Below are 24,351 nucleotides of genomic sequence, written 5' to 3'. Positions count from 1 at the left end.
TTATGTACGTAAAAGCAAGAAAAAAGCAGCTTCATACAAAAACGAACCGATGAATTGGTTCGTTTTTACCTCACCCTGTTTTACCCTTGAAGCTGCTCCCATTCTTTTCTTAGGCGCTCAAGCTTTCGTTTGCTGCGTTCGATTTGGATGTCATCTTTTTGTTCGATGGCTTCATGAAGCGTAGAAAGCTCATAATCAACCTCTAATCTCCACACAGCGATGCGATTTTTCTTCTCCTGTCTATAGCCCTGCTTCACGATTTGCTTCATTGGTCAACGCCCCTTCCAGAGAATGATTCATTCCTTGTCAGTTTTCATTGATAAAAAATTCAATCGATAAGAGAAATTGTTCTTGCTTATATCGTATGAAGCGATCGCATAACCGCAACGACATTCTGAAAATTGTGTCTTTACCTATTAATGATGTACCACATAATGAAAGGTTTTAAACGCTGCACCACGCCCTTTACAATCTTTTATCTGACGGTGCATCTTTTTTTGAGCTTGACCCAAGCTATGATAAAATATGATCAGCGAAAAGATACAGGAGGCATAACATGAGTGAAATGCGTTTTAGAGATGAAGATTTTGAAACATTCACAGTTGATGGTTTAGATGAACGAATGACTGTATTAAAAGAAAGAGTACGTCCAAAGCTTGAGGCACTTGGCGAACATTTTGCACCACTTCTTTCTTCTATTACAGGAGACGAAATGTTTGTACACGTCGCAAAGCATGCTAGAAGATCTGTCAACCCGCCAAATGATACATGGGTTGCTTTTGCAAACAGTAAGCGCGGATATAAAAAACTCCCTCATTTTCAAATTGGGCTTTGGAAAACACATGTCTTTGTCTGGTTTGCGCTCATTTATGAATCTCCAGTGAAAGGTGAGTACGGCCAGCTGTTTGAAAAAGAGCTAGACACCATCCAGCAGAAAATACCGCAAGATTTTGTTTGGTCTAAAGATCATATGAAACCAGATGTCATGCGGCACAGCGAACTAGATTCCGAACAGCTGAAAACGCTTTTTGAACGTGTTCAAACAGTCAAGAAAGCCGAGCTTCTATGCGGCATCCAGCTGCCTAGAGAGGAAGTCGTTCAAATGAATAATGAAGAATTCCTATCGAAAATCGAAAATGCCTTCCGCACGCTGACGTATCTATACCGCTTCACACAGAAAGAATCTGTATAAAAAAACGAGCCCTTATAGGCTCGTTTTTTACATGCGTATAACGGCTGTCTCTTCTGCCTCTCTTGCGGTTTTCACTGCACGATAAGGGGAATACCCGCTTCCCTTTTCAAAAGCCGCACAATGCGTTTTTTCCTCTGCTTTTGATGGCACAACCTCTTTAAATCGTTTATAAGCATCTAATAACTCCTGCTTCGCAATTCCTTTTTCATAGGCTTTTTCAACAGCCTGAAAAAATGAAATGACCGCAATTTTTTCCTCTGTCGTCCAGTCGACATCCATTGGATATTGATATTCCATTTACTTGTCCCTCACTTTAACACTCATTTCTCATTTGAACTTTTATTATAGCATCTGTTTGATCAGAAACCGATTGATTTTATGCTTTACATTCCGATCAGTTCATAATATAATTCTTTTGTTTTATGCAATGAAATCTGCTGTAATTGGCACAATAATAGCAGGTATTTCGATGAAGGTGGGAAAGCAATTGTCACAACATGATACACCCTTATATACTGGACTAAAAAAACACGCAGCAACGAATCCAGTCCAATTTCACATTCCAGGCCATAAAAAAGGAGCCGGAATGGATCCTGAATTTAGAGCATTCATTGGCGACAATGCATTAAGCATTGACCTCATTAATATAGAACCTCTCGATGATTTACATTCACCTCGAGGGATGATAAAAGAAGCACAGGAGCTTGCTGCTGAAGCCTTCGGTGCTGATCATACGTTTTTCTCCATTCAAGGAACAAGCGGGGCCATCATGACAATGGTGATGACGGTATGCGGACCTGGAGATAAAATTATCGTTCCGCGTAATGTCCATAAATCAATTATGTCCGCGATTGTATTTTCTGGCGCAGTTCCTGTTTTTATTCACCCAGAAATAGACAAAGAGCTTGGCATCTCTCACGGGATTACACCTGAATCAGCCAAAAAGGCGCTCACTGAGCATCCAGATGCGAAAGGTTTGCTTGTCATTAATCCAACGTATTTTGGTATTTCAGCAGACTTAAAATCAATCGTAGACATTGCCCATTCATTTGATGTGCCTGTCCTTGTCGATGAAGCACACGGTGTGCATATACATTTTCATGATGAGCTTCCCCTCTCTGCCATGCAGGCAGGTGCCGACATGGCAGCAACAAGTGTCCATAAACTTGGCGGCTCTCTTACGCAGAGCTCTATTTTAAATATGAAGGAAGGGCTTGTTTCAAAAGACCGCGTGCAATCGATTTTGAGTATGCTGACGACAACGTCCACTTCTTATTTGCTCTTAGCGTCACTTGATGTCGCTCGAAAACGATTAGCCACTGAAGGTAAGGCACTAGCTGATGAAGCCATTCGTTTGGCTGAATCAGCGAGAGACCGTTTGAATCAAATTGACGGCATTACCTGCATTGGCAAGGAAGTACTCGGTTCAGCTTCCACTTACGATTATGACCCAACGAAATTAATTATCTCTATTAAAGACCTTGGGTTAAACGGACATGATGTCGAAAAGTGGCTGAGAGAAAGTTACCGAATTGAAGTAGAGCTCTCTGACCTGTACAACATTTTATGTATCGTCACCCCTGGCGATTCAGATGAGACAATTGATACGCTCGTGACGGCGATGCAGGAAATTGCCGCAGCCTCTACTCGTGAGGGCGGCAAACAAGCGGTAACGGAAGTGCTGCTGCCTGAGATTCCATCGCTTGCTATGACGCCGCGTGACGCCTTTTACGCTACAACGGAAGTCGTTCCGTTTAAGGAAGCAGTCGGCCGCATTATCGCAGAGTTTGTGATGGTGTATCCGCCAGGTATTCCGATTTTTATACCAGGTGAAATTATCACAGAAGAAAATATATCGTATATCTTTAAAAATATTGAAATTGGTCTCCCTGTCCAAGGACCTGAAGATTCAACGCTTGAAATGATCCGTGTGATTAAGGAACAAAAACCAATTTTATAAAAAAGAAACATGCAGCCCCAAATGGAGCTGCATGCTTTTTTATTTATTCAGAGGCTTCATCACAGCAATGACAGTGACCGCACGTTCCGTATAGCGTTGTCACTTTTTCATTTTCAAACTGATCAATGGTTTCATTGCAATCTTGACAAATAATTGTACCCACGTACATTCCCCTTTTCTTCATTCATAGTTTGAAAGCGTTTGATCTATTTCTTATTTCTATAATATGATGTCATATTTAAGTTGTCAACGGTTAATTGTATGACACATTTAATCATTTTTTATAAATATGTGCTTTTTTCTCATCATATTGAGGGAACGTTTCAATTGTATTTTGCTTCATATCAATTCTGTAACAATTGAGTAACAATCGAAAATTGTCAAAAGGGACATGATACACTAGAGTGACTAACAGGGAACAAGCTCCTAAAAATGTTGGGACAACCCCAAATGATTTTGAGGTGAATAGATTGAATTTTATGAGGACACTTCTCATTATATTCCCCATGCTCTTTGTACTTAGTTCATGCTCATTTGCGTATATCATACCGAATCAGACCGACCAAGTCCGTCATATTCAAAAACCGAGAATTCTCTTTTTTACTGATGCAGAAAACCTTGATAAAGAAAGCCCATATTATGATGCAGTCCTCGAATTAAAAAATGAATACCCTAAGGAAATGTCAAAAATGATTGTGAAAGAAGATCGTAAAGGCTGGAAAAATGAAGTGGACGAATTACCGGCTATTTTACTTGTCAATGATGAAAAAGTGATCGTGAAGGTGGAAGGAAATGTCCGCAGTAAACAGGAGATCTTATCGCCTTTATGTCATGCTTTAGACCGCGTCAATACAAACTAATGATATTTACCTTACACTTATATATATCCATATGAAAAAACCCCTCATCTCATGAGGGGTTTTTCATATGGTGTTCAGAGCAGCAAAAAAACCCTCTCCATCAAGGAGAGGGCTTCATAGGTTTCATTATTTTACGATGTGGATTGGGCTTCCGATTGCTACTTCAGCCGTTTCCATTGTAATTTCACCTAATGTTGGGTGAGCGTGAATTGTCATAGCGATATCTTCAGCAGTCACTCCAGCTTCGATTGCAAGGCTAAGCTCTGAAATCATATCAGAAGCGCCAACACCTGCGATTTGAGCACCGATCACTAGACCATCCTCTTTACGAGTGATCATTTTCATGAAGCCATCAGTTGCATCAAGAGAAAGTGCACGTCCGTTCGCTGCGAATGGGAATTTCGCTGCAACGATTTCGATACCTTCTGCTTTTGCTTCTGCTTCAGTGTATCCAACAGTTGCAAGTTCTGGCTCAGAGAATACAACAGCAGGAATACCAAGGTAATCAATTTCAGCTGGCTCTCCAGCGATTGCTTCAGCTGCAATTTTACCTTCGTAAGAAGCTTTGTGAGCAAGTGGTGGTCCATCAACGATGTCACCAATTGCATAGATGTTAGATACGCTTGTACGGCATTGTTTGTCTGTTTTGACAACTCCGCGGTCAGTCAATTCAACACCAACTTGCTCAAGACCAAGCTCATCAGTGTTTGGACGACGACCAACAGTCACAAGTACGTAATCAGCATCAACTGTTTTTTCTTCGCCTTTTACTTCGAACGTAACAGTGACACCATCAGATTTTTCTTCAACGCCTTTTGCAAGAGCGTTTGTATGGATTTCAACGTTTCCTTTTTTCTTCAGGTTGCGTTTAACCAATGAGCTCATTTGCTTCTCGAAACCTGGAAGGATTTCGTCTCCACCTTCAAGGATCACAACTTCTGTTCCAAAGTTTGCATAAGCAGTACCAAGCTCAGTACCGATGTATCCACCACCGATGACAACTAACTTTTTAGGTACTTCTTTAAGCGCTAAAGCACCAGTTGAGTTGATCACGCGGTCTGTGTATTTAAAAGTAGGCAATTCAATTGGACGAGATCCAGTTGCAAGAATTGCATTTTTGAACGTATAAGTCTGTGCTGAATTATCATCCATTACACGTACAGAGTTGCTGTCTACGAAATAAGCTTCACCTTTGACGATGTCTACTTTATTTCCTTTAAGAAGACCTTGAACTCCACCTGTTAACTTATTAACAACAGAAGCTTTCCACTCTTGAACTTTTGTGAAATCAACTGTTACGTTTTCAGCTTTGATACCCATGTCTTCAGAATGCTTAGCATTTTCGAAACGATGGCCAGCATTGATTAATGCTTTTGAAGGGATACAGCCAACGTTTAGACATACACCGCCAAGTGTTCCTTTTTCAACGATTGTTACTTTTTGTCCAAGCTGTGCAGCACGAATAGCAGCTACATATCCACCAGGACCTGCACCGATGACAAGAGTATCTGTTTCGATTGGGAAATCTCCTACTACCATGACATTACGCCTCCATTAAAATTAATTGTGGATCATTCAATAAACGCTTGATGTGGTTAAGGGCATTTTGCGCAGTAGCTCCGTCAATCATACGGTGGTCAAAGCTTAGGGAAAGAGCTAAGACTGGAGCTGCAACGATTTCGCCATCACGAACAACCGCTTTTTCAGCGATACGTCCAATACCAAGGATCGCTACTTCTGGGTGGTTGATGACTGGAGTAAACCATTGTCCACCAGCAGAACCGATGTTTGTGATTGTGCAAGATGCACCTTTCATTTCAGCTGGAGCCAATTTACCATCACGTGCTTTTGTTGCAAGCTCATTGATTTCGTTAGAAACTTCGAAAATCGCTTTGCGATCTGCATTTTTCACAACTGGAACTAGCAAGCCTTTTTCAGTGTCAGCTGCAATTCCGATGTTGTAGTAATGCTTTTGAACAACTTCATCCGTTTTATCATCGATAGAAGTGTTAAGTACTGGGTACTTTTTCAAAGCAGAAGTTAGAGCTTTTACAACGTAAGGCAAGTAAGTTAACTTGATTCCTTGATCAGCTGCAACTTGTTTGAATTGTTTACGATGTGCAACAAGGTTTGTTACATCAACTTCATCCATTAATGTTACGTGAGGAGCTGTATGCTTAGAGTTCACCATTGCTTTTGCGATTGCTTTGCGGATTCCGCTCATTTTCTCGCGAGTTTCTGGGAATTCTCCTTCAAGAACTGGAGCTGCTGCCGCTTTAGGAGCTGCTGCTTCTTTCGCACTTTCAGCTGCTTGAGGTGCTGCTTCTTGAGCTGCAGAACCACCATTAACGAAGCTGTCGATATCTTCTTTTAACACACGGCCGTTTTTACCAGAACCTGCAACTTTGTAAATTTCAACGCCTTTTTCGCGAGCATATTTACGTACAGATGGCATAGCGATCACGCGTTTGTTTGGATCAGCGTCTACTTGCTCTTGTGCGCCTGCACCAGTTGCTGCTGCCGCTTCTTCTTGTGCTACTTCTTTCTTCTCTGGCTCGTTACCAGCTTCAGCAGTACCTTGTACTTGAGCTTCAGTTTTTGCTTCGCCTTCTTCTTCGCTGCCTTTAAATTGAAGATTTTCGTAACCAGGTGCATCAAACGTAATGATTGTTTGTCCTACAGTTGCAACTGTTCCCTCTTCAACTTTTAATTCTAATACTTTTCCTTTAACAGGTGAAGGAATTTCTACAACTGCTTTATCATTTTGTACCTCTGCTAAAACGTCATCTTCATTGATTTCGTCGTTTGGTTTAACAAACCACTTAACGATCTCACCTTCGTGGATACCTTCTCCGATGTCCGGAAGTTTAAATTCAAATGCCACTGTTTTTCGCCTCCTAGATTTTGTTGAACCCTTGTTGTGTATATTTACACGGTCATGTAATTGATAAAGGGGAAGAGAAATAAATTCTTTTCCCCTCTGTCATTTAATTAAAATTCAAGAACTTTCTTCGCTGTTTCAAGTACATCTTTATGGTTTGGAAGCCATACGCTCTCAGCTTGAGAGAAAGCAAATACAGTATCAGGTGCAGCGACACGAAGTACTGGTGCTTCCAAGCTAAGGATCGCTCTGTCATTGATTTCAGCTACTACGTTTGCAGCAATACCAGCTTGTTTTTGTGCTTCTTGAACAACGATCGCACGGCCTGTTTTTTCAACAGAAGCGATGATTGTTTCAATATCAAGCGGGCTTACTGTACGAAGGTCGATAACCTCAGCAGAAACGCCTTCTTTTTCTAGCTCTTCAGCAGCTTTTAGTGATTCGTGAACCATTGCACCGTAAGTGATGATTGAAAGGTCAGAACCTTCACGTTTCACGTCAGCTTTACCGATTTCAATTGTGTACTCTTCTTCAGGAACTTCCTGACGGAAAGAACGATAAAGTTTCATATGCTCAAGGAACACTACAGGATCGTTGTCACGAATTGCAGAAATTAAAAGTCCTTTTGCATCGTAAGGTGTTGAAGGAATAACAACCTTGATACCAGGCTGTTGTGCGATAAGTCCTTCTAAGCTGTCAGCGTGAAGCTCAGGTGTGTGAACTCCCCCGCCGAATGGAGAACGGATTGTCACTGGGGAATGCCAGCGTCCGCCAGAACGGTAACGCATACGAGCCATTTGTCCAGAAACAGAATCTAATACTTCGTAAACGAATCCGAAGAATTGAATTTCCATTACCGGGCGGAATTCTTGTAGTCCAAGGCCAATAGCAAGACCGCCAATACCAGATTCAGCAAGTGGAGTATCGAATACACGATCCTCACCAAACTCTTTTTGCAATCCTTCAGTCGCACGGAATACGCCGCCGTTTTTACCAACGTCTTCTCCGAAAACGAGAACGTTTTCGTCATTTTTCAGTTCTGTGCGTAACGCATCAGTGATCGCTTGAATCATTGTCATTTGCGCCATGGCTTACTTCGACTCCTTCTGTTTGTAAATTTCAAGCTGTTCAACTAAGTTGAATGGTTTTACATCGTACATGTTTTCAATCAAGTCAGTGACTTTTTGCTTAGGCTGTTCGTCAGCTTCTTTGATCGCTTGTTTGATTTGTTCTTTTGCATCTTCGATCACTTTATTCTCTTCTTCTTCAGACCATAGGCCTTTGTTTTCCAAGAATTTGCGGTAGCGTACCAATGGATCTTTTTGCTCCCACTCGTTTTCATCTTCTTTTGTACGATATCTTGTTGGATCGTCACCAGCCATTGTATGTGGGCCGTAACGGAATGTAAGAGTTTCGATTAATGTTGGACCTTCACCATTTACAGCGCGCTCACGAGCTTCAGCAGTTGCTGCATAAACAGCTAATGCATCCATCCCGTCAACTTGTACGCCTACGATACCAGCTGCAGCTGCTTTTTGTGCAATTGTTTGTGCAGCAGACTGCTTTTCAACAGGTGTAGAGATCGCATATCTGTTGTTTTGGACAACAAAAATCGCTGGCGCTTTGTAAGCCCCTGCAAAGTTAATACCTTCGTAGAAATCACCTTGTGAAGCTCCACCGTCACCAGTGTAAGTGATTGCAACAGCTTTTTTACCGCGCTTTTTCAAACCAAGAGCTACACCAGCAGCTTGAATGATTTGAGCACCGATAATGATTTGCGGTGAAAGTGCATTCACATCTTCAGGCATTTGGTTACCAACAAAGTGTCCGCGAGAGAACAAGAATGCTTTTGTTAGCGGAAGACCATGCCAGATTAATTGTGGTACATCACGATATCCTGGAAGAATGAAATCTTCTTTCTCAAGTGCAAAGTGAGTTGCAAGCTGAGAAGCCTCTTGTCCAGCTGTTGGCGCATAGAAGCCAAGACGTCCTTGACGGTTCAATGAAATTGAACGTTGATCTAATACTCGTGTAAACACCATACGGCGCATTAATTCTTTTAATTGGTCATCTGAAAGATCCGGCATTGCCGCTTCGTTTACGACTTCGCCTTTTTCGTTTAAAATTTGAAACGTTTCAAACTGCTTTTTGATGGCATCAAATTGCTTTTTGCTATCAACAATTGCTTTTTTTGTTTTTGCAGCCATTCTAAAGTCACCTCTTCCTTTCTTTTAACAGTCCATTTGTCGTGAATCCATTTATACATACAGATATAGGATAACCCAAAATACTCATATGACTCCTGTATATAATAGCCACTAAGATCGTTGTCGAAACATTGGTTGATCACTCGTTTTTGAGTCCTTATAACTGTATTAACGATAGTTCACAAAAAACTAATACAACTTCTGTTAACAAGGAATAGTTTACAACAAGAAAAATAGTCCGTCAATTGATTTAACGGCTTTATTTAAATAAATGTATTCGCTTTACTTTTTATGGTGAACTGTATCAATCTGTTTAACAAACAACCTAATCTGTACTAGTATAGAGTGTACTGCTGTACTACAATAGAAAATGTTTGTTTTTGTCGAAAAATAAAAAAAGAGCTGTTTTTTCAGCTCTTTTTCGATCCTTGATCTGTTGCTTTATACAAAGCCTTTTTATGATCATTCAATTGATCTGTATATCGATTGAACTTCTTACTTTCTTTTCTGACTTTGCTATATGAACGATTCACGGTCTTCAGCTTTGACTTCAGCTCTTCATATCCTAGATCCTTTTTCTTTAAAGATTGATACAAAAGCTGATCTTGTTTCAGCGCCTTTTGATACTCCTTGTAAAGCTGATCATATGACGCATATCGTTTCTCGATTGATTTGACCGTTTGATCTGCTTTCTCTTTTAACTCCGCATCTTGCAATCGTGCAGCAGATTCCTTTACTGTTTTCAATTCTTTTTTCGATTCATCCATACTGACTTTTTCTGTTTTTAAATGTTCTTCTCTTTGTGCTGCCGATGCTAACGCCTGATCAGAAAGGCTTGCCACTGTTTTTGTATGGTCCTTTGTTGTTTGAATCATTTTTTTATACAGCTTCTGCTCTTTTTCCTCATAGCTTTGCAGTGTACCTTGCTCTTTTTCGAAGGATGCTTCTTTTTCACTCATTTTCTTCATCGCGTCCTGCATATCATTGAACGGACTTTGACCTCCGCACCCTGTCAGCAAAAGGGTACATATCCCCGCTAAAGCAGCACCTGCTTTCATGCTTTTTTTCATCTGTCTCATGACAAGGTCCCCCTTTACGTCTCCACATACCACTATAATTTTTATAGACGTTTGTGACAAGGAAAGAGGTCAGTCAGATGAGGCGGAGAAGATTTTTTTCAAGCAATAGGCGCATGACTATACAAATAGTGCATTCATACATAGTTTATATTACACGCTTCGCCTTCACTTATGAGAGGCCAAGTGTATTTCCAAAGGAGGTCAAAAGTATGTCTAATTATAGTCATGGAAGTATGTATGGTGGATACGGCGGTTACGGGTATGGATTCGGTGGCGGATATGGCGGCGGCTGTTGTTACCCAAGTTATGGCGGTGGATACGGATACGGCGGCGGACGTACATTCGCTTTAATCGTTGTGCTTTTCATCCTATTAATTATCGTTGGCGCAGCATTCTTAGGCGGCGGCGGTGGCTGCTGCTAAGGCTGTTTAAGCCTCTGACCGGTCTCACAGGACCGGTCTTCTTTATTTCATTGCATATGTTGTGTATCATTTTATATACTTTACATACAAAGGAAATAGGAGTGAAGTTTTGTGATTACCATGGATGATATCGTAAGGGACGGACATCCCGTCTTAAGACAAACAGCTGAATCGGTCGAGCTCCCGCCGACAGAAGAGGAAAAACAGCAATTAGCTGACATGATCGAATTCGTCAAAAACAGTCAGGATGCTGACATTGCTGAAAAATACGGACTAAGACCCGGCGTTGGATTGGCAGCTCCGCAAATCAATATTAGTAAACGCATGATCGCTGTTCACTGTGAGGATGAAGACGGAGAAGAATACAGCTATGCTCTGTTCAACCCGCGTATTGTCAGTCATTCAGTCAAAAGAGCTTATTTAGCGACTGGTGAAGGCTGCTTATCAGTTGATGAAGCCATCCCTGGATTTGTTCCTCGATATCAAAAAATCAGGGTCAAGGCCACTACGCTTGAAGGAGAGGACATTGATATCCGTCTAAAAGGGTTCCCTGCCATTGTCTTTCAGCACGAAATTGACCATTTAAATGGCATTATGTTTTATGATCATATTCAAAAGGATCAGCCATTCGCTGAGCCAGAAAACTCTGTTGCGATCGGCAGATCATGACATAAAAAGAAGACCCGTCGTTCTAAGGGTCTTCTTTTTTATTCTTCAATGAGGCCAAGCTGGGTCACTGCATGGAATATGCCGTCCTCATCTACTGGCTTTGTCACAAAATCAGCCAATGCTTTCAGTTCACTCACAGCATTTCCCATCGCCACGCCTGTTCCAGCAAACGAAATCATTTCTCTATCGTTCAGTCCGTCTCCAAAGGCAATGGTATCCTTTTGATCGTAAGGAAGTCTTTCGATGACTCGTTTGATTCCTTCAGCTTTTGATCCGCCTTTTGGCAGAACGTCTGTTGACAGCTCATGCCATCTGACAAGGTCAATTTCTTCGCGGAATGCCTTATACTCCACTTCCTCTTCTGCCTTACAAAATAACAGCATTTGAAAAATGTCGTTTTCTTTAAAGAAAGATACATCGTGCTCAGGATGCTCTGTTTTCAAAGTACCGATTCCTTCATGGATAAACGGATGATTCGGCACAGACGCCTTCATCGTTTCTTCTCCCATAAAAACGAGCGGATGATCATGACGATCCGCTGTCTCATAAATCCGCTCCATCAGCTCCTGCTTCAGCGGATTGCCGTAAATAACGTCTCCCTCATACATGACATACTGACCGTTATAAGCAATGAATGAGTCAAGCCCTAATTCTTCTAAAATGGGCCGGATCAGAAAAGGAGAACGCCCAGATGCAATAAAGAGATGATGACCTTTTTCTTTTAATAAATGAACCGCTCGCTTCGTTGACTCAGGTATATTTTTATCATGGTCATATAAAGTACCGTCGATATCAAAGAAGATGACTTTTTTATTCATATCTCGCCCTCCTGCTCTTCGTTATGTATACACACTCCCTTTCATCATACAGAAAGATTTCAGCTTTCGAAACCAATTCCTTTTGAAAGCGCCTATTTCCCACATATAACCATGTAACATTCAATAGAAACATCATATAATACAAGTATATAGAGAGACCGGAACACACTGGTTAAGCTTACTTCAACCCGAAAGGAGGCGGCATGTGATGCTTCGTCGTCTGCGTAAGAAAATTCGAAGACAATGGAAGGACATGCTTCGCAAAAAATCAATTGCTTAAAAGGATCTTCCGCACATTTGCCGAAGGTCCTTTTTTCTCAGAGACTTTTCTTATGCGCGTTTTTTTAATATAATAGAATAAGCGAGTGTAACATACGGTATTTAAGGAGAGATTTGGATGATATATAAGGTATTTTTTCAGGCAAGTACTACTGAGGTACCTGTAAGAGAACACACAGATTCACTATACGTTGAAGCGGTTTCTGAAAGAGACGTACGCGATAAGTTGAAAAAACATAACTACAACATTGAATTCATTCAGCCTGTAGACGGTGCTTTTTTAGACTATGAACGAGAAAGTGAAAATTTTAAAGTATTGGAGCTATGAGAGGAATGAAATTTGTTAAAAACGATCAGGCGGCAGTTTTTGCGCTCGGCGGTTTAGGCGAGATCGGTAAAAACACGTATGGCGTTCAATTTCAAGATGAAATCATTTTAATTGATGCAGGCATTAAGTTTCCTGAAGACGAGCTTCTTGGAATTGACTACGTCATCCCTGACTATACGTACTTAGTTAAAAACGAAGATAAAATCAAAGGTCTTTTCATCACTCATGGACATGAAGACCACATCGGCGGTATCCCTTACCTTCTCAAGCAAGTGAATATTCCAGTTTACGGCGGCAAACTCGCAATCGGCCTACTTCGTAATAAATTGGAAGAGCACGGTCTCTTGAGACAAACAAAACTTCATATTTTTGAAGAAGAAGATACCATTAAATTTAGAAAAACAGCTGTGTCTTTCTTTAGAACGACACACAGTATTCCAGATTCTTATGGAATTGTCGTCAAGACACCTCCTGGTAACATCGTACATACAGGTGATTTCAAATTTGACTTTACTCCTGTTGGCGAGCCTGCCAATTTAACCAAAATGGCTGAGATCGGAAAAGAAGGCGTTCTTTGTCTTTTATCTGATAGTACAAACAGTGAAATCCCAGAATTTACGATGTCTGAAAGACGCGTAGGTGAAAGCATTGATGACATCTTTAGAAAAGTCGATGGACGTATCATCTTTGCCACGTTTGCTTCAAACATTCACAGACTTCAGCAAGTGATTGAGTCTGCTGTTGCCAACGGCAGAAAAGTCGCTGTATTTGGACGCAGTATGGAGTCTGCTATTGATATTGGACAAGATCTTGGCTATATTAAATGTCCAAAAAACACGTTTATTGAACATAATGAAATCAACCGCCTTCCAGCAAACAAAGTGACCATTCTTTGTACTGGAAGCCAGGGTGAACCGATGGCAGCTCTTTCTCGTATTGCGAACGGTACTCACCGCCAGATTTCCATTAACCCTGGAGACACTGTTGTCTTCTCATCTTCACCGATCCCAGGTAACAATATTAGTGTAAGCCGCACCATTAACCAGCTTTATCGTGCAGGTGCTGAGGTCATTCATGGCTCCCTTAATAATATTCATACATCTGGTCACGGCGGACAAGAAGAACAAAAACTCATGCTCCGTTTAATTAAACCAAAATTCTTTATGCCGATTCACGGTGAATACCGCATGCAAAAAACGCATATCAAACTTGCGAATGATTGCGGCATCCCTGAGGAAAACTGCTTTATCATGGATAACGGTGAAGTTCTTGCACTGAAAGGTGACGAAGCAAGTGTCGCTGGCAAAATCCCATCAGGCAACGTGTATATCGACGGAAGCGGTATTGGCGATATCGGAAACATCGTTTTAAGAGACCGCCGCATTCTTTCTGAAGAGGGCCTTGTTATTGTGGTCGTCAGCATGGACATGAAAGAATTCAAAATCTCTGCTGGTCCTGATTTGATCTCAAGAGGTTTTGTCTACATGAGAGAATCTGGAGACCTGATCAACGATGCACAGGATTTAATTTCGAAGCATCTTGAAAAAGTAATGGAACGTAAGACAACTCAGTGGTCTGAAATTAAGAACGAAATTACTGACACCCTTGCACCTTTCCTTTATGAAAAAACAAGACGCCGTCCAATGATCTTACCGATTATTATGGAAGTGTAATCACAAAAAGAGACACAAGCCGCTTGGCTGTGTCTCTTTTTTTCACCGTTCATTGAAAAAACCGCATATATACATATGCGGTTTCTCTCTTTTTATGATTGAATTGGGAGATGCTGAAAGCTTCTGACATCAAACAAACCTTTTGTCGTCATTTTCACATCAGGAATGACTGGGAGTGCCAAGAAGGACAGCGTCAAAAACGGATTAAAGTCTAAAATAAAACCTGTTTCTTTTAACGCTTCATGGAGTGCATGAAGGCTTTCATTTACAAGATGTGCCGGCTGATCTGAAAGTAAACCAGAGATCGGTAATGGCAGTGTATGAAGAGTCTGGCCCTCTTTGACAACAGTCAAACCGCCGCCTGCTTCTTTTAACGCGTCAATGGCTTTCACGATATCAGCATCATTTGTGCCAACCGCAATTAAATTGTGAGAATCATGTGCAACCGTTGTTGCAATTGCGCCCTTTTCTAATCCAAAGCCGCTGACAATCCCTATCCCCATTTCAGATAAGCCTTGATGGCGTTCGACAAGCACCATTTTTAATAGATCTCTTTCTGTATCACTAGTGAATTGTCCGTTCGTTTCTGAAGGAGAGATTTGTTCTAATTTTGTTTCTAGCTGATTTGGAATAATGCGGATGACATTCATCTTTTGATGAGCTGTGATAGACAGAGCCAGATCTTGCTCTTGAACGTCTATAGCATGAACAGATTGTAATAAGGCTGGACTCGGTGCAATTTTTTCGACACCTGGCTTGTACTCTCCATGCTGCGCCACTAATTCTCCAGCAATAAATACGCTGGTAATGTCTACTTGATGAAGATCAGAGACGAGCATAAAATCAGCATCAAAGCCTGGCGCAATGGCTCCCTTTGTTTTGAGGCCAAAACACTCTGCTGCGTTTAAACTTCCCATTTGATACGCTAAAAATGGGTCTAACCCTTCTTTTATAGACATACGTACTTGTTCATCAATACTTCCTTCAGCCATTAAATCATCTAAATGTTTATCATCGGTACAAAAGAAAAAGCGTCTCGCATTCTTTTCATTCACAGCTGGTAAAACGCTTTTCACGTTTTTGGCAACAGAGCCTTCTCTCAGCATGACATACATGCCTCGTTTTACACGTTCAAGGGCTTCTTCGGCTGTTGTCACCTCGTGATCTGTTTGGACATTCGCTGTGCGGTAAACGTTTATTAATCGGTCTGTTAAGCCTGCTAGATGGCCATCAATCAATTTATTCTCGTTTTGAGCATCAAGCAGCTTTTGAAGCATATCTTCTTCTGCCTGCTCCACACCGACGTAATCCATCACCTCAGCAAGACCAAGAACCTCTTTCTCTTGATACAAAGGCTTTAAATCTTTCGCTTTTAAAACAGCACCTGATCGTTCAAAACTGACTGCCGGTACGCAGGATGGCAGCATGAAATAAATATTTAAGGCAGCTTTTCTCGCTTCTTCCAGCATAAAACGGATGCCTGTGATCCCTGACACATTGGCAATTTCATGCGGGTCTGTTACGACAGTTGTCACACCGCGCGGGACGACAGCTTTGGAGAATTCAGCAGGGGTAACCATAGAGGACTCGATATGAACGTGGCCATCAATAAAACCAGGTACAAGCATTTGACCTGCTGCATCCAGCTCCTGTTCTCCCTCGTACTCTCCAATCCCTACTATTTGTCCATTTTCAACAGCGACATCAGCGTCTATCCATTCCTGGTTAAACACGTCCATAACTTTCGCATGTTTAATCACTAGGGCTGCTTTTTTTCTCTTTGCAGCTACCTCAATTTGATGTCTGAAAAGCTCCTTATCCAACGACACTGCCTCCTCCAAGTAAACAATATAATGTTTCTTATCGTAAACGAATCTGTTTGCCCAGTCAATGACATTTAGAGAAAATCACCCAGATAAAAAGACTGATTTTTATTTCTGAATAGTGATAATTGCATGAAAAATATGATGAATGACTTTAGCTGTTTATGCAGAACAAAACAGCCCTTTTAATGTCTTCTTCCCTCTTCACTGTCCACCTCATGTGTACACAATCATATTAAAAAACACCCCACCTAGGAGTGTTTAATAATCGTTCTGCATTTCTCGTTTTTCAAAACGTCCGATATCGGCAACTGCCCCAATGACAATCAGAATATCTTCTTTTTGAATCATTTCATCTGCGAGCGGTGAAACAATCACTTCTTTTCCACGCTTAATCGCCACAATATTAATGCCATATCTCGCTCTAATATCGAGATCTAAAAGAGAATGCCCTGCAAGCCTGCTGTTGGCAACGATTTCAATGAGGCTGTACTCATCTGACAGCTCAAGATAATCTAATACGTTATTGGAGATGATTTTATGTGCAATTCGTCTGCCCATGTCCCGCTCTGGATGAACGATGCGATCAGCTCCAATTTTATTTAACACCTTTTCGTGGTAATCGTTTTGCGCTTTTACTGTGACCATTTTAACGCCAAGCTCTTTCAGCATAATCGTCGTTAAAATACTGGCCTGAATGTTTTCACCAATCGCAACGATGACATGATCAAAATTGCGAATGCCGAGATTTTTTAAAACAGATTCGTCCGTCGAATCACCAATGACCGCATGTGAGGCAATTTTCGCGTATTCGTTCACTCGATCTTCATTCATATCCATGGCCATGACTTCAAGTCCTTCTTCGCTCAGCGCCTTACAAATACTTCCGCCAAAGCGTCCAAGACCAATGACTGCATATTCCTTTTTCATGTTCAGACTCCTTTTATCTCACTTACCATGCATTTTACTACGGTTTGATTAATGAATCCATATGCGAGCGAATTTTTTTGCGGAATGCTTCACTTAAGTAAAGATCTGCTCCTTTTTCAATTTCACTGCGGTAATGACCTGGCGGAGCAATTTCTTCGCTCTTTTGAAGAACAAGAAAGGTTAAACAGTCTTCATATATTTGATCACCTATTTTGACATCGACAAAAGCTGGACGATATGTGCCCTCATAGACGCCTTCTCGTTTGTACAAATATCGAATGGCATCAAAAGGAACCTCATATAAAACACCCTCTGTTTCTCCGCCGTCTTCTACCATATCGGCTCTTGATCCATCAGGCCTTACCAATGTAAATCTAGTTGTAAAGCCGTTCAGAGCACCGCCGCCGATGATTTGTTTAAAATAATGATCAACTTCCGCCAGTTTAAATCTTGCATCATCCATACAGGAACCATAGGCAAAATAATAGAAGGATGCCGGCTGCTGCTGCCACATTCTATATTCCTTCCAGCAGCCGCTCTCGATCTCCTTCAGCGATGATGCTTTCTGCTTTGGTAAAGTGTATGTAACAGCCGCCACCGGCCCTTTGTCTGTCATGACATCGACCACCTGCTTGTCATACCCTTCCTCAAGCAAATCTATCTTATTCAGCGTGCTTGCGGTTACCTCGTACAATTCTCCATATACTGTGCTTTTCTCTTTTAGAACGCACGCAGGGTATCCTTGACCTGTATCATAGATTCTGCCGCTGATCCAAGCAGATTTAGCTAATGGCCTGCTTTCTTTCATATACGTCTCGTGGTGCTCTTCATGCTGCAGAAGCGTCCCATATACAAATAAAGCTTTCTCCTTCATGAAATCACGTCCTCTCGCCTTGCTGGTGTCTGCTTTTTTGCCACACAGGTAAATAGATATGAAAAGCTGTACCTTTTCCCAGCTCACTGACCACATCCATCCTACCGTGATGATCTTTTAAAATCGCTGCACAGATGGTGAGGCCAAGTCCCGTCCCTTCTGTTTTTGTGGAGAAGAAAGGATCATATATTTTCTGAATATCCTCTTCAGACATCCCTTTTCCTTCATCTTGAATGGTAATTTTCCATTCGTTCATCACTTTTTCTGTTGATATGTATATACTGCCGCCTTCAGGCATTGCCTCAATGGCATTTTTGATTAAATTAATGAACAGCTGCTTCATTTGGTTAGCGTCTGCTAATATAGCGCCGGCATCCTGCTTTTTAAATGGCTGTTTGAGATCAATATTCGAAAGGACTGCATTGGTTTTTAGCAATGTAATCACCTGTTCTAACAGTCCATGAAGCTGAACTTCTTGAAAATGGACCGACTGCGGCTTTGCCAGCACCAGCAGCTCACTTAAAACAAAATCAATCCGTTTAATTTCAGAAAAGATAATGTCAAAATAATCGGTTCTTTCAGGATATTGTGTTTTCATCAGCTGTAAAAAGCCGTTTACTGAGGTCAGCGGATTTCTGACTTCATGGGCGATTCCAGCGGCTATTTGTCCTGCAACGGCCAGCTTTTGCGCCTGCATTTGCACTTGTTGATTTGATTTTTCAAGCTCAAGCTTTGCCAGCTTTTGTTTTGTAATATCTGCAACTGTTCCAATACCTCCAGTAAACTGGTGCTCCTCATCAAAGTAGAGCTTATAATGAACGTCTCCCCATACTTTCTTTCCCTCTTTATGAAGAAGCTGCAGCTCGATCCGCCCTGAATCTTTATGCTCTTTGATGACAGATGACAAATGCTGAATAACTCTTTCTTCTTGATCAAAGTACTGATTGTACATCGTACCTAGACATTCATCTATGTCATAGCCGGTCATTTGTTTCCATGCTTGATTTAAGAAAATGATGTGCCCTTTTTCATCTGTTTCAAAGACAATTTCTTGCAAGTTATCTGTAATTCGATTCAGCCGCTCTGTCAGTTCGTGTGCTTCTTTTTCTCTCTTATTTAGATCTGACACAAGTAAATTCAAGCGGTCTACATATCCTGAGACAACCCAGATCCCTACTAACACAACGACTGTAAAGGCTAGATCGAGCGGCCAATTAATTTGATAGCCGCCTACATAATAAAAGAAATCCCAGCTTATGATTAAGATAAATGTAAGAACAGATAACACGATCCGAACTTGATATGTTTTGTTCAAATGATTCCACCTGCCGCCCTGAGATTCTTTGTCAATTGTACCATTTTCCACTTATTTTTTGAGGGAGATGGGGCATTTTTAAGGAACTTTTTTAAAGAAAAAATAGCCTGTTCTCAGCACAAAGGAAGAGAGCAGGCTATTTTGATTACTTCTGAAGAGCTTCTTGCAGTTCTTTTAACAGCAGTTCTGCGCCTTCAGCGCTTAATGTAATTTGACCATTTCCATATTCATGGTTCTCTGATGTAATCTCACCAGTCATGAGACAAACGCCCTCTGGCTGATATTTTTTCAAGACGATTTTATCTCCATCTATAAAAAATTCCATACTGTCTTTAATAGCGATATCAAGTGCTCTTCTCAATTCGATTGGCATCACAATACGCCCTAGTTCGTCTACTTTTCTTACGACTCCGATAGATTTCAATTTCGTTCCCTCTTTCTTTCATTAGCTCAAGATCAATCTGTTTTTCACCAATTGATATATCGTAGACGTTAGAGATTCTTAAAAGGTTTCTCCTCTATAAAAATTTTTTTCATAAAAGAAAAAACAAAGGGAAAATTTATTGTGATTGTCAAAATGATACTTGAATTTTACAGATTCATTTCAAGGTGATCACAAACCCCCACAAATGACATCAACCCTCTGAACTTTTAAATGTAAAATTGTTTAAAACAGCAAAAATAGAGATTGGGTGAAAACATGTTTCAAAATGCCGAAATTGGAATTGATTTAGGAACAGCTAACATATTGGTTTATAGTAAAAATAAGGGGATTATTTTAAATGAACCGTCCGTCGTAGCAGTCGATACAGAAACAAAGACTGTACTTGCCGTCGGATCAGAAGCAAAAGAAATGATCGGGAAAACACCTGGGAAAATTGTTGCGATCCGTCCGATGAAAGACGGTGTCATCGCTGATTATGATATGACAACAGATTTACTTAAACAAATCATGAAAAAAGCAGGAAAAAATATCGGGTTTACCTTCAGAAAGCCAACTGTCGTTGTATGTACACCTTCTGGTTCAACAGCTGTTGAGCGCCGCGCCATCAGCGATGCTGTGAAAAACTGCGGAGCAAAGCATGTGCATTTAATTGAAGAACCTGTTGCAGCTGCAATCGGTGCTGATCTTCCGGTAGACGAGCCTGTGGCAAACGTCGTAGTCGATATTGGCGGCGGAACAACAGAAGTTGCGATCATTTCATTTGGCGGCGTTGTCTCTTGTCATTCGATCCGAATTGGCGGCGATCAGCTGGATGAAGATATCATTACGTTTGTCAGAAAGAAATATAACCTATTAATCGGCGAACGGACTGCCGAGCAGGTGAAAATGGAAATTGGATATGGTCTTATTGAACATGAGCCTGAATCATTAGAAGTGCGCGGTCGCGACCTTGTGACAGGTCTGCCAAAAACGATCACACTTGTCTCTCATGAAATTCAAGGCGCCATGCGAGAATCACTTCTTCATATTTTAGAAGCGATCCGTGCCACATTAGAGGACAGCCCTCCAGAGCTAAGCGGAGATATTGTAGACCGCGGCGTCATTTTAACTGGCGGAGGCGCTCTTTTAAATGGAATTCAAGAATGGCTTTCTCAAGAGATTGTTGTTCCAGTCCATATTGCAGCCAATCCCCTTGAATCTGTTGCAATTGGAACAGGTCGTTCATTAGAAGTGATCGACAAATTGCAAAAAACTTTAAAATAATCTTCTTGTTCTACTTCTTTTTTTGTCATTTCGATCATATCGTGAGAAATGGATAAACGTGAAGGAGGAAGAACATGTTGCTTGATTTAGGTAAACGGGTCGTTGTCACAGTCATTTTAACGGGTATTATTTTAGGAGGAATGAGCCTGTCGTTTTCACATATGCCGCCTTCTAATGCACAGCCTGTGAAACAACTGAACCGCTAAAAAAGCCGCACGAAAGCGGCTTTTTTATTTTGGCTTTAAACGGGCTCCCCATTTTCCTTTTCGGTCATAAATCTGATATGATGAACATGACTAAAGGAGGGGTTTTTATGAGTTCATTTGAAAAACAACTAGATCAATATGCGAAGACCATCGTTGAAGTCGGTGTGAATGTACAAAAGGGGCAGGAAGTCGTTGTATCCGCATTTACTGAATCTGCACATCTTGTTCGTCTTGTAGCGAAACACGCGTATGAGCGCGGGGCGAAAAACGTACATATCCGCTGGAGTGATGGTGTTCTCACTCGTTTAAAGTATGAACATGCACCGCAAGATGTATTTGAGCAATTCCCTGAATGGGAAGCACAGATGATGGAAACCATCGCAAAACGCGGAGGCGCTTTTATTACCATCCTGTCAGAAAGCCCTGACCTTTTGCGAGGCATTGATTCGAAAAAAATCGCTGCACAGCAAAAAGCTGCTGGTTCAGCACTACATACATATCGTCAATACGTTCAATCTGACAAAGTCGCTTGGACAGTCGTAGGTGCTGCATCAAAAGAATGGGCGAAAAAGATTTTCCCTGATCATACAGATGAAGAAGCTGTCACGTTATTGTGGGATCAAATCTTTAAAGTCGCACGCGCTGATCAAGCAGATCCAGTTGAGGCTTGGAAAAAGCACGATGCGTCATTAAACGAAAAGGTCAAAATACTCAATGAACGCCACTACCACAAGCTTCATTATGAAGCACCGGGCACAGACTTAACGATTGAGCTTCCAGAGCAGCATATTTGGGTAGGTGCTGGCAGCGTAAGTGAACGCGGCGTCTCGTTCATGGCCAACATGCCGACAGAAGAAGTCTTTACCGTACCGAAAAAAGACGGTGTAAACGGGACAGTCTCAAGCACAAAGCCGCTCAGCTATGCTGGAAACATCATTGATGAGTTCTCATTAACCTTTGAAAATGGCCGGATTGTGGATGTGAAAGCAAAAGAAGGCGAAGATATGTTAAAATCTCTCGTTGAAACAGATGAAGGCTCTCATTATCTAGGTGAGGTTGCCCTCGTACCAGATGATTCACCAATTTCTAACTCAAATATTCTTTATTACAATACACTTTACGATGAAAATGCATCAAACCACCTTGCCATCGGCAGCGGATATGCGTTTAATATCGAAGGCGGAAAAGAAATGAAACGAGAAGAATTAGATGCAGCGGGTGTGAACAGCAGTATTACACACGTTGATTTTATGATTGGTTCAAAGGAAATGAATATTGACGGGATCACAAAAGACGGGAAACGCGAACCGATCTTCCGAAATGGAAACTGGGCGATTTAATCAAAAAAAGACATCCTATGGATGTCTTTTTTTATTTATGCGTAAAGCTCTTGAAGTCTTTTTTGGATGTCTTGATCTGATAAGAACTCATCATATGTTGTTTGTTTATCGACGATGCCATTTGGCGTCACTTCGATAATCCGGTTTGCGACTGTTTCAACAAACTGATGGTCATGAGATGAGAAGAGCATAGCTCCTTTAAAGCTCATGAGGCCGTTATTCAGCGCTGTAATGGATTCTAGGTCTAAGTGGTTCGTTGGCTCATCCAGCAGCAGAATATTCGCTCCAGACAGCATCATTTTTGATAACATACAACGAACCTTTTCTCCTCCTGATAAGACACTTGCTTTTTTCTTCACTTCTTCCCCAGAGAAAAGCATACGTCCTAGGAAACCACGCAGGAAGCTTTCGCTTTGATCATTCGGAGAATATTGACGAAGCCAATCAACGAGATCAACATCGTTTCCTTCAAAGTATTCACTATTATCTTTCGGGAAAAAGGCTTGTGACGTTGTGACGCCCCATTTAAATGATCCGCTGTCTGGCTCCATTTCACCAGCAAGGATTTTAAATAAAGTGGACACAGCAAGCTCGTTACGGCTTAAGAACGCAATTTTATCTTCGCGGTTCATAATAAAGCTGACATTATCCAGTACTTTCACACCGTCAATTGTTTTTGATAGACCTTCTACTTGAAGGACATCATTTCCGATTTCGCGCTCTGGCGCAAAATGAACATACGGATATTTACGTGAAGACGGCTTAATGTCATCTAAAGAGATTTTATCAAGCAATTTCTTTCTTGATGTCGCTTGCTTCGATTTAGAAGCGTTCGCACTAAACCGGGCAACGAATTCTTGAAGCTGCTTAATTTGTTCTTCTTTTTTCTTATTTGCTTCTTGGCTTAGTTTCAGCGCTAACTGGCTGGACTCATACCAAAAATCATAGTTACCGACGTATACTTGGATTTTTCCGAAATCAAGGTCCGCAATATGTGTACATACTTTGTTTAAGAAATGACGATCATGCGACACGACGATGACGGTATTTTCAAAGTTAATGAGGAACTCTTCGAGCCACTGGATTGCTTGTAAGTCCAAGTGGTTCGTTGGCTCATCGAGAAGAAGAACGTCAGGCTTGCCGAATAAAGCTTGAGCTAAAAGTACTTTTACCTTTTCAGAACCGCCAAGCTCAGACATTTTCTTCGATTGAAGGCTTTCTGGAATGCCAAGGCCCTTTAATAGGATCGCTGCTTCACTTTCAGCTTCCCAGCCGTTTAATTCAGCAAACTCACCTTCAAGCTCCGCTGCACGAATCCCGTCTTCATCTGAGAAATCAGGTTTCATATAGATCGCATCTTTCTCCTGCATCACGTCATATAGACGTTTGTGACCCATGATGACGACTTTCAGCACTTCAAACTCTTCGTATTCAAAGTGGTTCTGTTTTAAAATCGCTAAACGCTCACCAGGACTCATATGAACATCGCCCGTTTGAGGTTCAATTTCTCCAGAAAGAATTTTTAGGAACGTTGATTTACCAGCTCCATTGGCACCAATTAATCCGTAGCAGTTGCCAGGAGTGAATTTAATATTTACTTCTTCAAATAGTTTACGATCAGCAAAGCGCAAACTAACATTATTTACTGCAATCATTTATTAATCCTCCATCACTCATTCATCAATATGAAGTATAACATGAATAACGTTTGATAGAAACGTCTCTCGCTAAGAACGAAGGCTTTTTATCTATTATGATATAATAAACGGGAATGATTGATTGAAGGA

The 24,351-nt window shown here is 41.2% G+C and carries 25 protein-coding genes; 10 read left to right on the top strand and 15 right to left on the bottom strand.

Annotation, left to right across the window (positions count from 1 at the left end; genetic code table 11):
* Positions 1-80: 80 nt before the first annotated feature.
* Positions 81-269 (bottom strand): hypothetical protein, encoded by a 189-nt coding sequence (locus NST65_RS06960; protein ID WP_024424761.1) that lies wholly within the window; start codon positions 267-269, stop codon positions 81-83.
* 287 nt (positions 270-556) lie between these two features.
* Here NST65_RS06960 and NST65_RS06955 point away from each other — a divergent pair, with 287 nt between their 5' ends.
* Entirely contained in the window at positions 557-1,192 is a 636-nt protein-coding gene (locus NST65_RS06955) for a DUF1054 domain-containing protein (RefSeq protein WP_024426894.1), read from the top strand.
* Between the two features lie 27 nt (positions 1,193-1,219).
* Here the strand turns inward: NST65_RS06955 and NST65_RS06950 are convergent, their stop codons facing one another.
* Positions 1,220-1,489, bottom strand: coding sequence for a UPF0223 family protein (locus NST65_RS06950; RefSeq protein WP_034281639.1), 270 nt, complete (start codon positions 1,487-1,489; stop codon positions 1,220-1,222).
* 190 nt (positions 1,490-1,679) lie between these two features.
* Between NST65_RS06950 and NST65_RS06945 the strand changes: the two genes are divergently transcribed.
* Positions 1,680-3,152, top strand: a complete 1,473-nt coding sequence (locus tag NST65_RS06945; protein WP_108909025.1) for an aminotransferase class I/II-fold pyridoxal phosphate-dependent enzyme — start codon at positions 1,680-1,682, stop codon at positions 3,150-3,152.
* 43 nt (positions 3,153-3,195) lie between these two features.
* Here NST65_RS06945 and NST65_RS06940 read toward each other — a convergent pair whose 3' ends face one another.
* On the bottom strand, positions 3,196-3,315 hold the full coding sequence (locus NST65_RS06940; protein WP_003212464.1) for a GapA-binding peptide SR1P: 120 nt from the start codon (positions 3,313-3,315) through the stop codon (positions 3,196-3,198).
* Between the two features lie 316 nt (positions 3,316-3,631).
* Here NST65_RS06940 and NST65_RS06935 point away from each other — a divergent pair, with 316 nt between their 5' ends.
* Positions 3,632-4,012 (top strand): hypothetical protein, encoded by a 381-nt coding sequence (locus tag NST65_RS06935; protein ID WP_227001729.1) that lies wholly within the window; start codon positions 3,632-3,634, stop codon positions 4,010-4,012.
* Between the two features lie 126 nt (positions 4,013-4,138).
* Here NST65_RS06935 and lpdA read toward each other — a convergent pair whose 3' ends face one another.
* The 5 genes from lpdA to NST65_RS06910 form a co-directional block, all read right to left on the bottom strand.
* Positions 4,139-5,551 (bottom strand): dihydrolipoyl dehydrogenase, encoded by a 1,413-nt coding sequence (lpdA, locus tag NST65_RS06930; RefSeq protein WP_024426892.1) that lies wholly within the window; start codon positions 5,549-5,551, stop codon positions 4,139-4,141.
* A gap of 4 nt (positions 5,552-5,555) precedes the next feature.
* Positions 5,556-6,896, bottom strand: a complete 1,341-nt coding sequence (locus NST65_RS06925; protein WP_034281632.1) for a dihydrolipoamide acetyltransferase family protein — start codon at positions 6,894-6,896, stop codon at positions 5,556-5,558.
* A gap of 107 nt (positions 6,897-7,003) precedes the next feature.
* Positions 7,004-7,981 (bottom strand): pyruvate dehydrogenase complex E1 component subunit beta, encoded by a 978-nt coding sequence (gene pdhB / locus NST65_RS06920; protein WP_012009824.1) that lies wholly within the window; start codon positions 7,979-7,981, stop codon positions 7,004-7,006.
* Positions 7,982-7,984: 3 nt separating this feature from the next.
* Positions 7,985-9,100 (bottom strand): pyruvate dehydrogenase (acetyl-transferring) E1 component subunit alpha, encoded by a 1,116-nt coding sequence (gene pdhA / locus NST65_RS06915; protein WP_024424754.1) that lies wholly within the window; start codon positions 9,098-9,100, stop codon positions 7,985-7,987.
* 410 nt (positions 9,101-9,510) lie between these two features.
* Entirely contained in the window at positions 9,511-10,179 is a 669-nt protein-coding gene (locus NST65_RS06910; RefSeq protein ID WP_034281630.1) for a YkyA family protein, read from the bottom strand.
* Positions 10,180-10,412: 233 nt separating this feature from the next.
* Here NST65_RS06910 and NST65_RS06905 point away from each other — a divergent pair, with 233 nt between their 5' ends.
* Together NST65_RS06905 and def are read left to right on the top strand one after the other, a co-directional pair.
* The gene (locus NST65_RS06905; protein ID WP_034281949.1) at positions 10,413-10,601 is read left to right on the top strand and encodes a YjcZ family sporulation protein; all 189 of its coding nucleotides are present in this window, start codon (positions 10,413-10,415) and stop codon (positions 10,599-10,601) included.
* A gap of 111 nt (positions 10,602-10,712) precedes the next feature.
* Complete coding sequence (gene def, locus NST65_RS06900) at positions 10,713-11,270, top strand: peptide deformylase (protein WP_034281628.1); 558 nt, start codon at positions 10,713-10,715, stop codon at positions 11,268-11,270.
* 38 nt (positions 11,271-11,308) lie between these two features.
* Here the strand turns inward: def and NST65_RS06895 are convergent, their stop codons facing one another.
* Positions 11,309-12,088: a Cof-type HAD-IIB family hydrolase gene (locus NST65_RS06895; RefSeq protein ID WP_024426890.1), complete on the bottom strand. Its 780-nt coding sequence runs from the start codon at positions 12,086-12,088 to the stop codon at positions 11,309-11,311.
* 397 nt (positions 12,089-12,485) lie between these two features.
* On the opposite strand from NST65_RS06895, the gene NST65_RS06890 reads away from it, so the two are divergent.
* Together NST65_RS06890 and rnjA are read left to right on the top strand one after the other, a co-directional pair.
* On the top strand, positions 12,486-12,695 hold the full coding sequence (locus tag NST65_RS06890; RefSeq protein ID WP_008345114.1) for a DNA-directed RNA polymerase subunit epsilon: 210 nt from the start codon (positions 12,486-12,488) through the stop codon (positions 12,693-12,695).
* Positions 12,696-12,700: 5 nt separating this feature from the next.
* Positions 12,701-14,368 carry a ribonuclease J1 gene (gene rnjA / locus NST65_RS06885; protein WP_012009818.1) on the top strand — a complete coding sequence of 556 codons (1,668 nt, stop codon included), beginning with the start codon at positions 12,701-12,703 and terminating at the stop codon, positions 14,366-14,368.
* Between the two features lie 92 nt (positions 14,369-14,460).
* On the opposite strand, the gene ade is transcribed toward rnjA, so the two are convergent.
* From ade to NST65_RS06860, 5 genes are all read right to left on the bottom strand, one after another.
* Positions 14,461-16,191 carry an adenine deaminase gene (gene ade / locus NST65_RS06880; RefSeq protein WP_111927329.1) on the bottom strand — a complete coding sequence of 577 codons (1,731 nt, stop codon included), beginning with the start codon at positions 16,189-16,191 and terminating at the stop codon, positions 14,461-14,463.
* A 261-nt stretch (positions 16,192-16,452) separates the two neighbouring features.
* Positions 16,453-17,121 carry a TrkA family potassium uptake protein gene (locus NST65_RS06875; RefSeq protein ID WP_008345123.1) on the bottom strand — a complete coding sequence of 223 codons (669 nt, stop codon included), beginning with the start codon at positions 17,119-17,121 and terminating at the stop codon, positions 16,453-16,455.
* A gap of 37 nt (positions 17,122-17,158) precedes the next feature.
* The gene (locus tag NST65_RS06870) at positions 17,159-17,995 is read right to left on the bottom strand and encodes a gamma-glutamylcyclotransferase family protein (protein WP_070325777.1); all 837 of its coding nucleotides are present in this window, start codon (positions 17,993-17,995) and stop codon (positions 17,159-17,161) included.
* A 4-nt stretch (positions 17,996-17,999) separates the two neighbouring features.
* Positions 18,000-19,310 carry an ATP-binding protein gene (locus tag NST65_RS06865; protein ID WP_111927327.1) on the bottom strand — a complete coding sequence of 437 codons (1,311 nt, stop codon included), beginning with the start codon at positions 19,308-19,310 and terminating at the stop codon, positions 18,000-18,002.
* Between the two features lie 145 nt (positions 19,311-19,455).
* The gene (locus tag NST65_RS06860) at positions 19,456-19,734 is read right to left on the bottom strand and encodes an AbrB/MazE/SpoVT family DNA-binding domain-containing protein (protein WP_024424746.1); all 279 of its coding nucleotides are present in this window, start codon (positions 19,732-19,734) and stop codon (positions 19,456-19,458) included.
* A 276-nt stretch (positions 19,735-20,010) separates the two neighbouring features.
* On the opposite strand from NST65_RS06860, the gene mreBH reads away from it, so the two are divergent.
* The 3 genes from mreBH (at position 20,011) to NST65_RS06845 (ending at position 22,564) form a co-directional block, all read left to right on the top strand.
* Positions 20,011-21,018, top strand: a complete 1,008-nt coding sequence (gene mreBH / locus NST65_RS06855; RefSeq protein WP_024424745.1) for a rod-share determining protein MreBH — start codon at positions 20,011-20,013, stop codon at positions 21,016-21,018.
* A 74-nt stretch (positions 21,019-21,092) separates the two neighbouring features.
* Positions 21,093-21,224, top strand: a complete 132-nt coding sequence (locus NST65_RS06850; RefSeq protein WP_003210922.1) for a protein YkpC — start codon at positions 21,093-21,095, stop codon at positions 21,222-21,224.
* 107 nt (positions 21,225-21,331) lie between these two features.
* The gene (locus NST65_RS06845; RefSeq protein WP_034281621.1) at positions 21,332-22,564 is read left to right on the top strand and encodes an aminopeptidase; all 1,233 of its coding nucleotides are present in this window, start codon (positions 21,332-21,334) and stop codon (positions 22,562-22,564) included.
* A gap of 35 nt (positions 22,565-22,599) precedes the next feature.
* Here the strand turns inward: NST65_RS06845 and NST65_RS06840 are convergent, their stop codons facing one another.
* Positions 22,600-24,219, bottom strand: a complete 1,620-nt coding sequence (locus NST65_RS06840; RefSeq protein WP_111927325.1) for an ATP-binding cassette domain-containing protein — start codon at positions 24,217-24,219, stop codon at positions 22,600-22,602.
* Positions 24,220-24,351 lie beyond the last annotated feature (132 nt).

The organism is Bacillus sp. FSL P4-0248 (assembly GCF_038593305.1).
Lineage (GTDB): Bacteria > Bacillota > Bacilli > Bacillales > Bacillaceae > Bacillus > Bacillus safensis.
Note: the sequence above shows the minus strand (reverse complement) of the source record. Positions and strands in the feature narration are given on the sequence as shown.

Bases quoted from the DNA above. Each gene is read 5' to 3' on its own strand.
- NST65_RS06960 (WP_024424761.1), bottom strand. From the start codon at position 269: ATGAAGCAAATCGTGAAGCAGGGCTATAGACAGGAGAAGAAAAATCGC.
- NST65_RS06955 (WP_024426894.1), top strand. From the start codon at position 557: ATGAGTGAAATGCGTTTTAGAGATGAAGATTTTGAAACATTCACAGTT.
- NST65_RS06950 (WP_034281639.1), bottom strand. From the start codon at position 1,489: ATGGAATATCAATATCCAATGGATGTCGACTGGACGACAGAGGAAAAA.
- NST65_RS06935 (WP_227001729.1), top strand. From the start codon at position 3,632: ATGAGGACACTTCTCATTATATTCCCCATGCTCTTTGTACTTAGTTCA.
- lpdA (WP_024426892.1), bottom strand. From the start codon at position 5,551: ATGGTAGTAGGAGATTTCCCAATCGAAACAGATACTCTTGTCATCGGT.
- pdhB (WP_012009824.1), bottom strand. From the start codon at position 7,981: ATGGCGCAAATGACAATGATTCAAGCGATCACTGATGCGTTACGCACA.
- pdhA (WP_024424754.1), bottom strand. From the start codon at position 9,100: ATGGCTGCAAAAACAAAAAAAGCAATTGTTGATAGCAAAAAGCAATTT.
- NST65_RS06910 (WP_034281630.1), bottom strand. From the start codon at position 10,179: ATGAGACAGATGAAAAAAAGCATGAAAGCAGGTGCTGCTTTAGCGGGG.
- NST65_RS06905 (WP_034281949.1), top strand. From the start codon at position 10,413: ATGTATGGTGGATACGGCGGTTACGGGTATGGATTCGGTGGCGGATAT.
- NST65_RS06895 (WP_024426890.1), bottom strand. From the start codon at position 12,088: ATGAATAAAAAAGTCATCTTCTTTGATATCGACGGTACTTTATATGAC.
- NST65_RS06890 (WP_008345114.1), top strand. From the start codon at position 12,486: ATGATATATAAGGTATTTTTTCAGGCAAGTACTACTGAGGTACCTGTA.
- rnjA (WP_012009818.1), top strand. From the start codon at position 12,701: ATGAAATTTGTTAAAAACGATCAGGCGGCAGTTTTTGCGCTCGGCGGT.
- NST65_RS06875 (WP_008345123.1), bottom strand. From the start codon at position 17,121: ATGAAAAAGGAATATGCAGTCATTGGTCTTGGACGCTTTGGCGGAAGT.
- NST65_RS06870 (WP_070325777.1), bottom strand. From the start codon at position 17,995: ATGAAGGAGAAAGCTTTATTTGTATATGGGACGCTTCTGCAGCATGAA.
- mreBH (WP_024424745.1), top strand. From the start codon at position 20,011: ATGTTTCAAAATGCCGAAATTGGAATTGATTTAGGAACAGCTAACATA.
- NST65_RS06850 (WP_003210922.1), top strand. From the start codon at position 21,093: ATGTTGCTTGATTTAGGTAAACGGGTCGTTGTCACAGTCATTTTAACG.
- NST65_RS06845 (WP_034281621.1), top strand. From the start codon at position 21,332: ATGAGTTCATTTGAAAAACAACTAGATCAATATGCGAAGACCATCGTT.
- NST65_RS06840 (WP_111927325.1), bottom strand. From the start codon at position 24,219: ATGATTGCAGTAAATAATGTTAGTTTGCGCTTTGCTGATCGTAAACTA.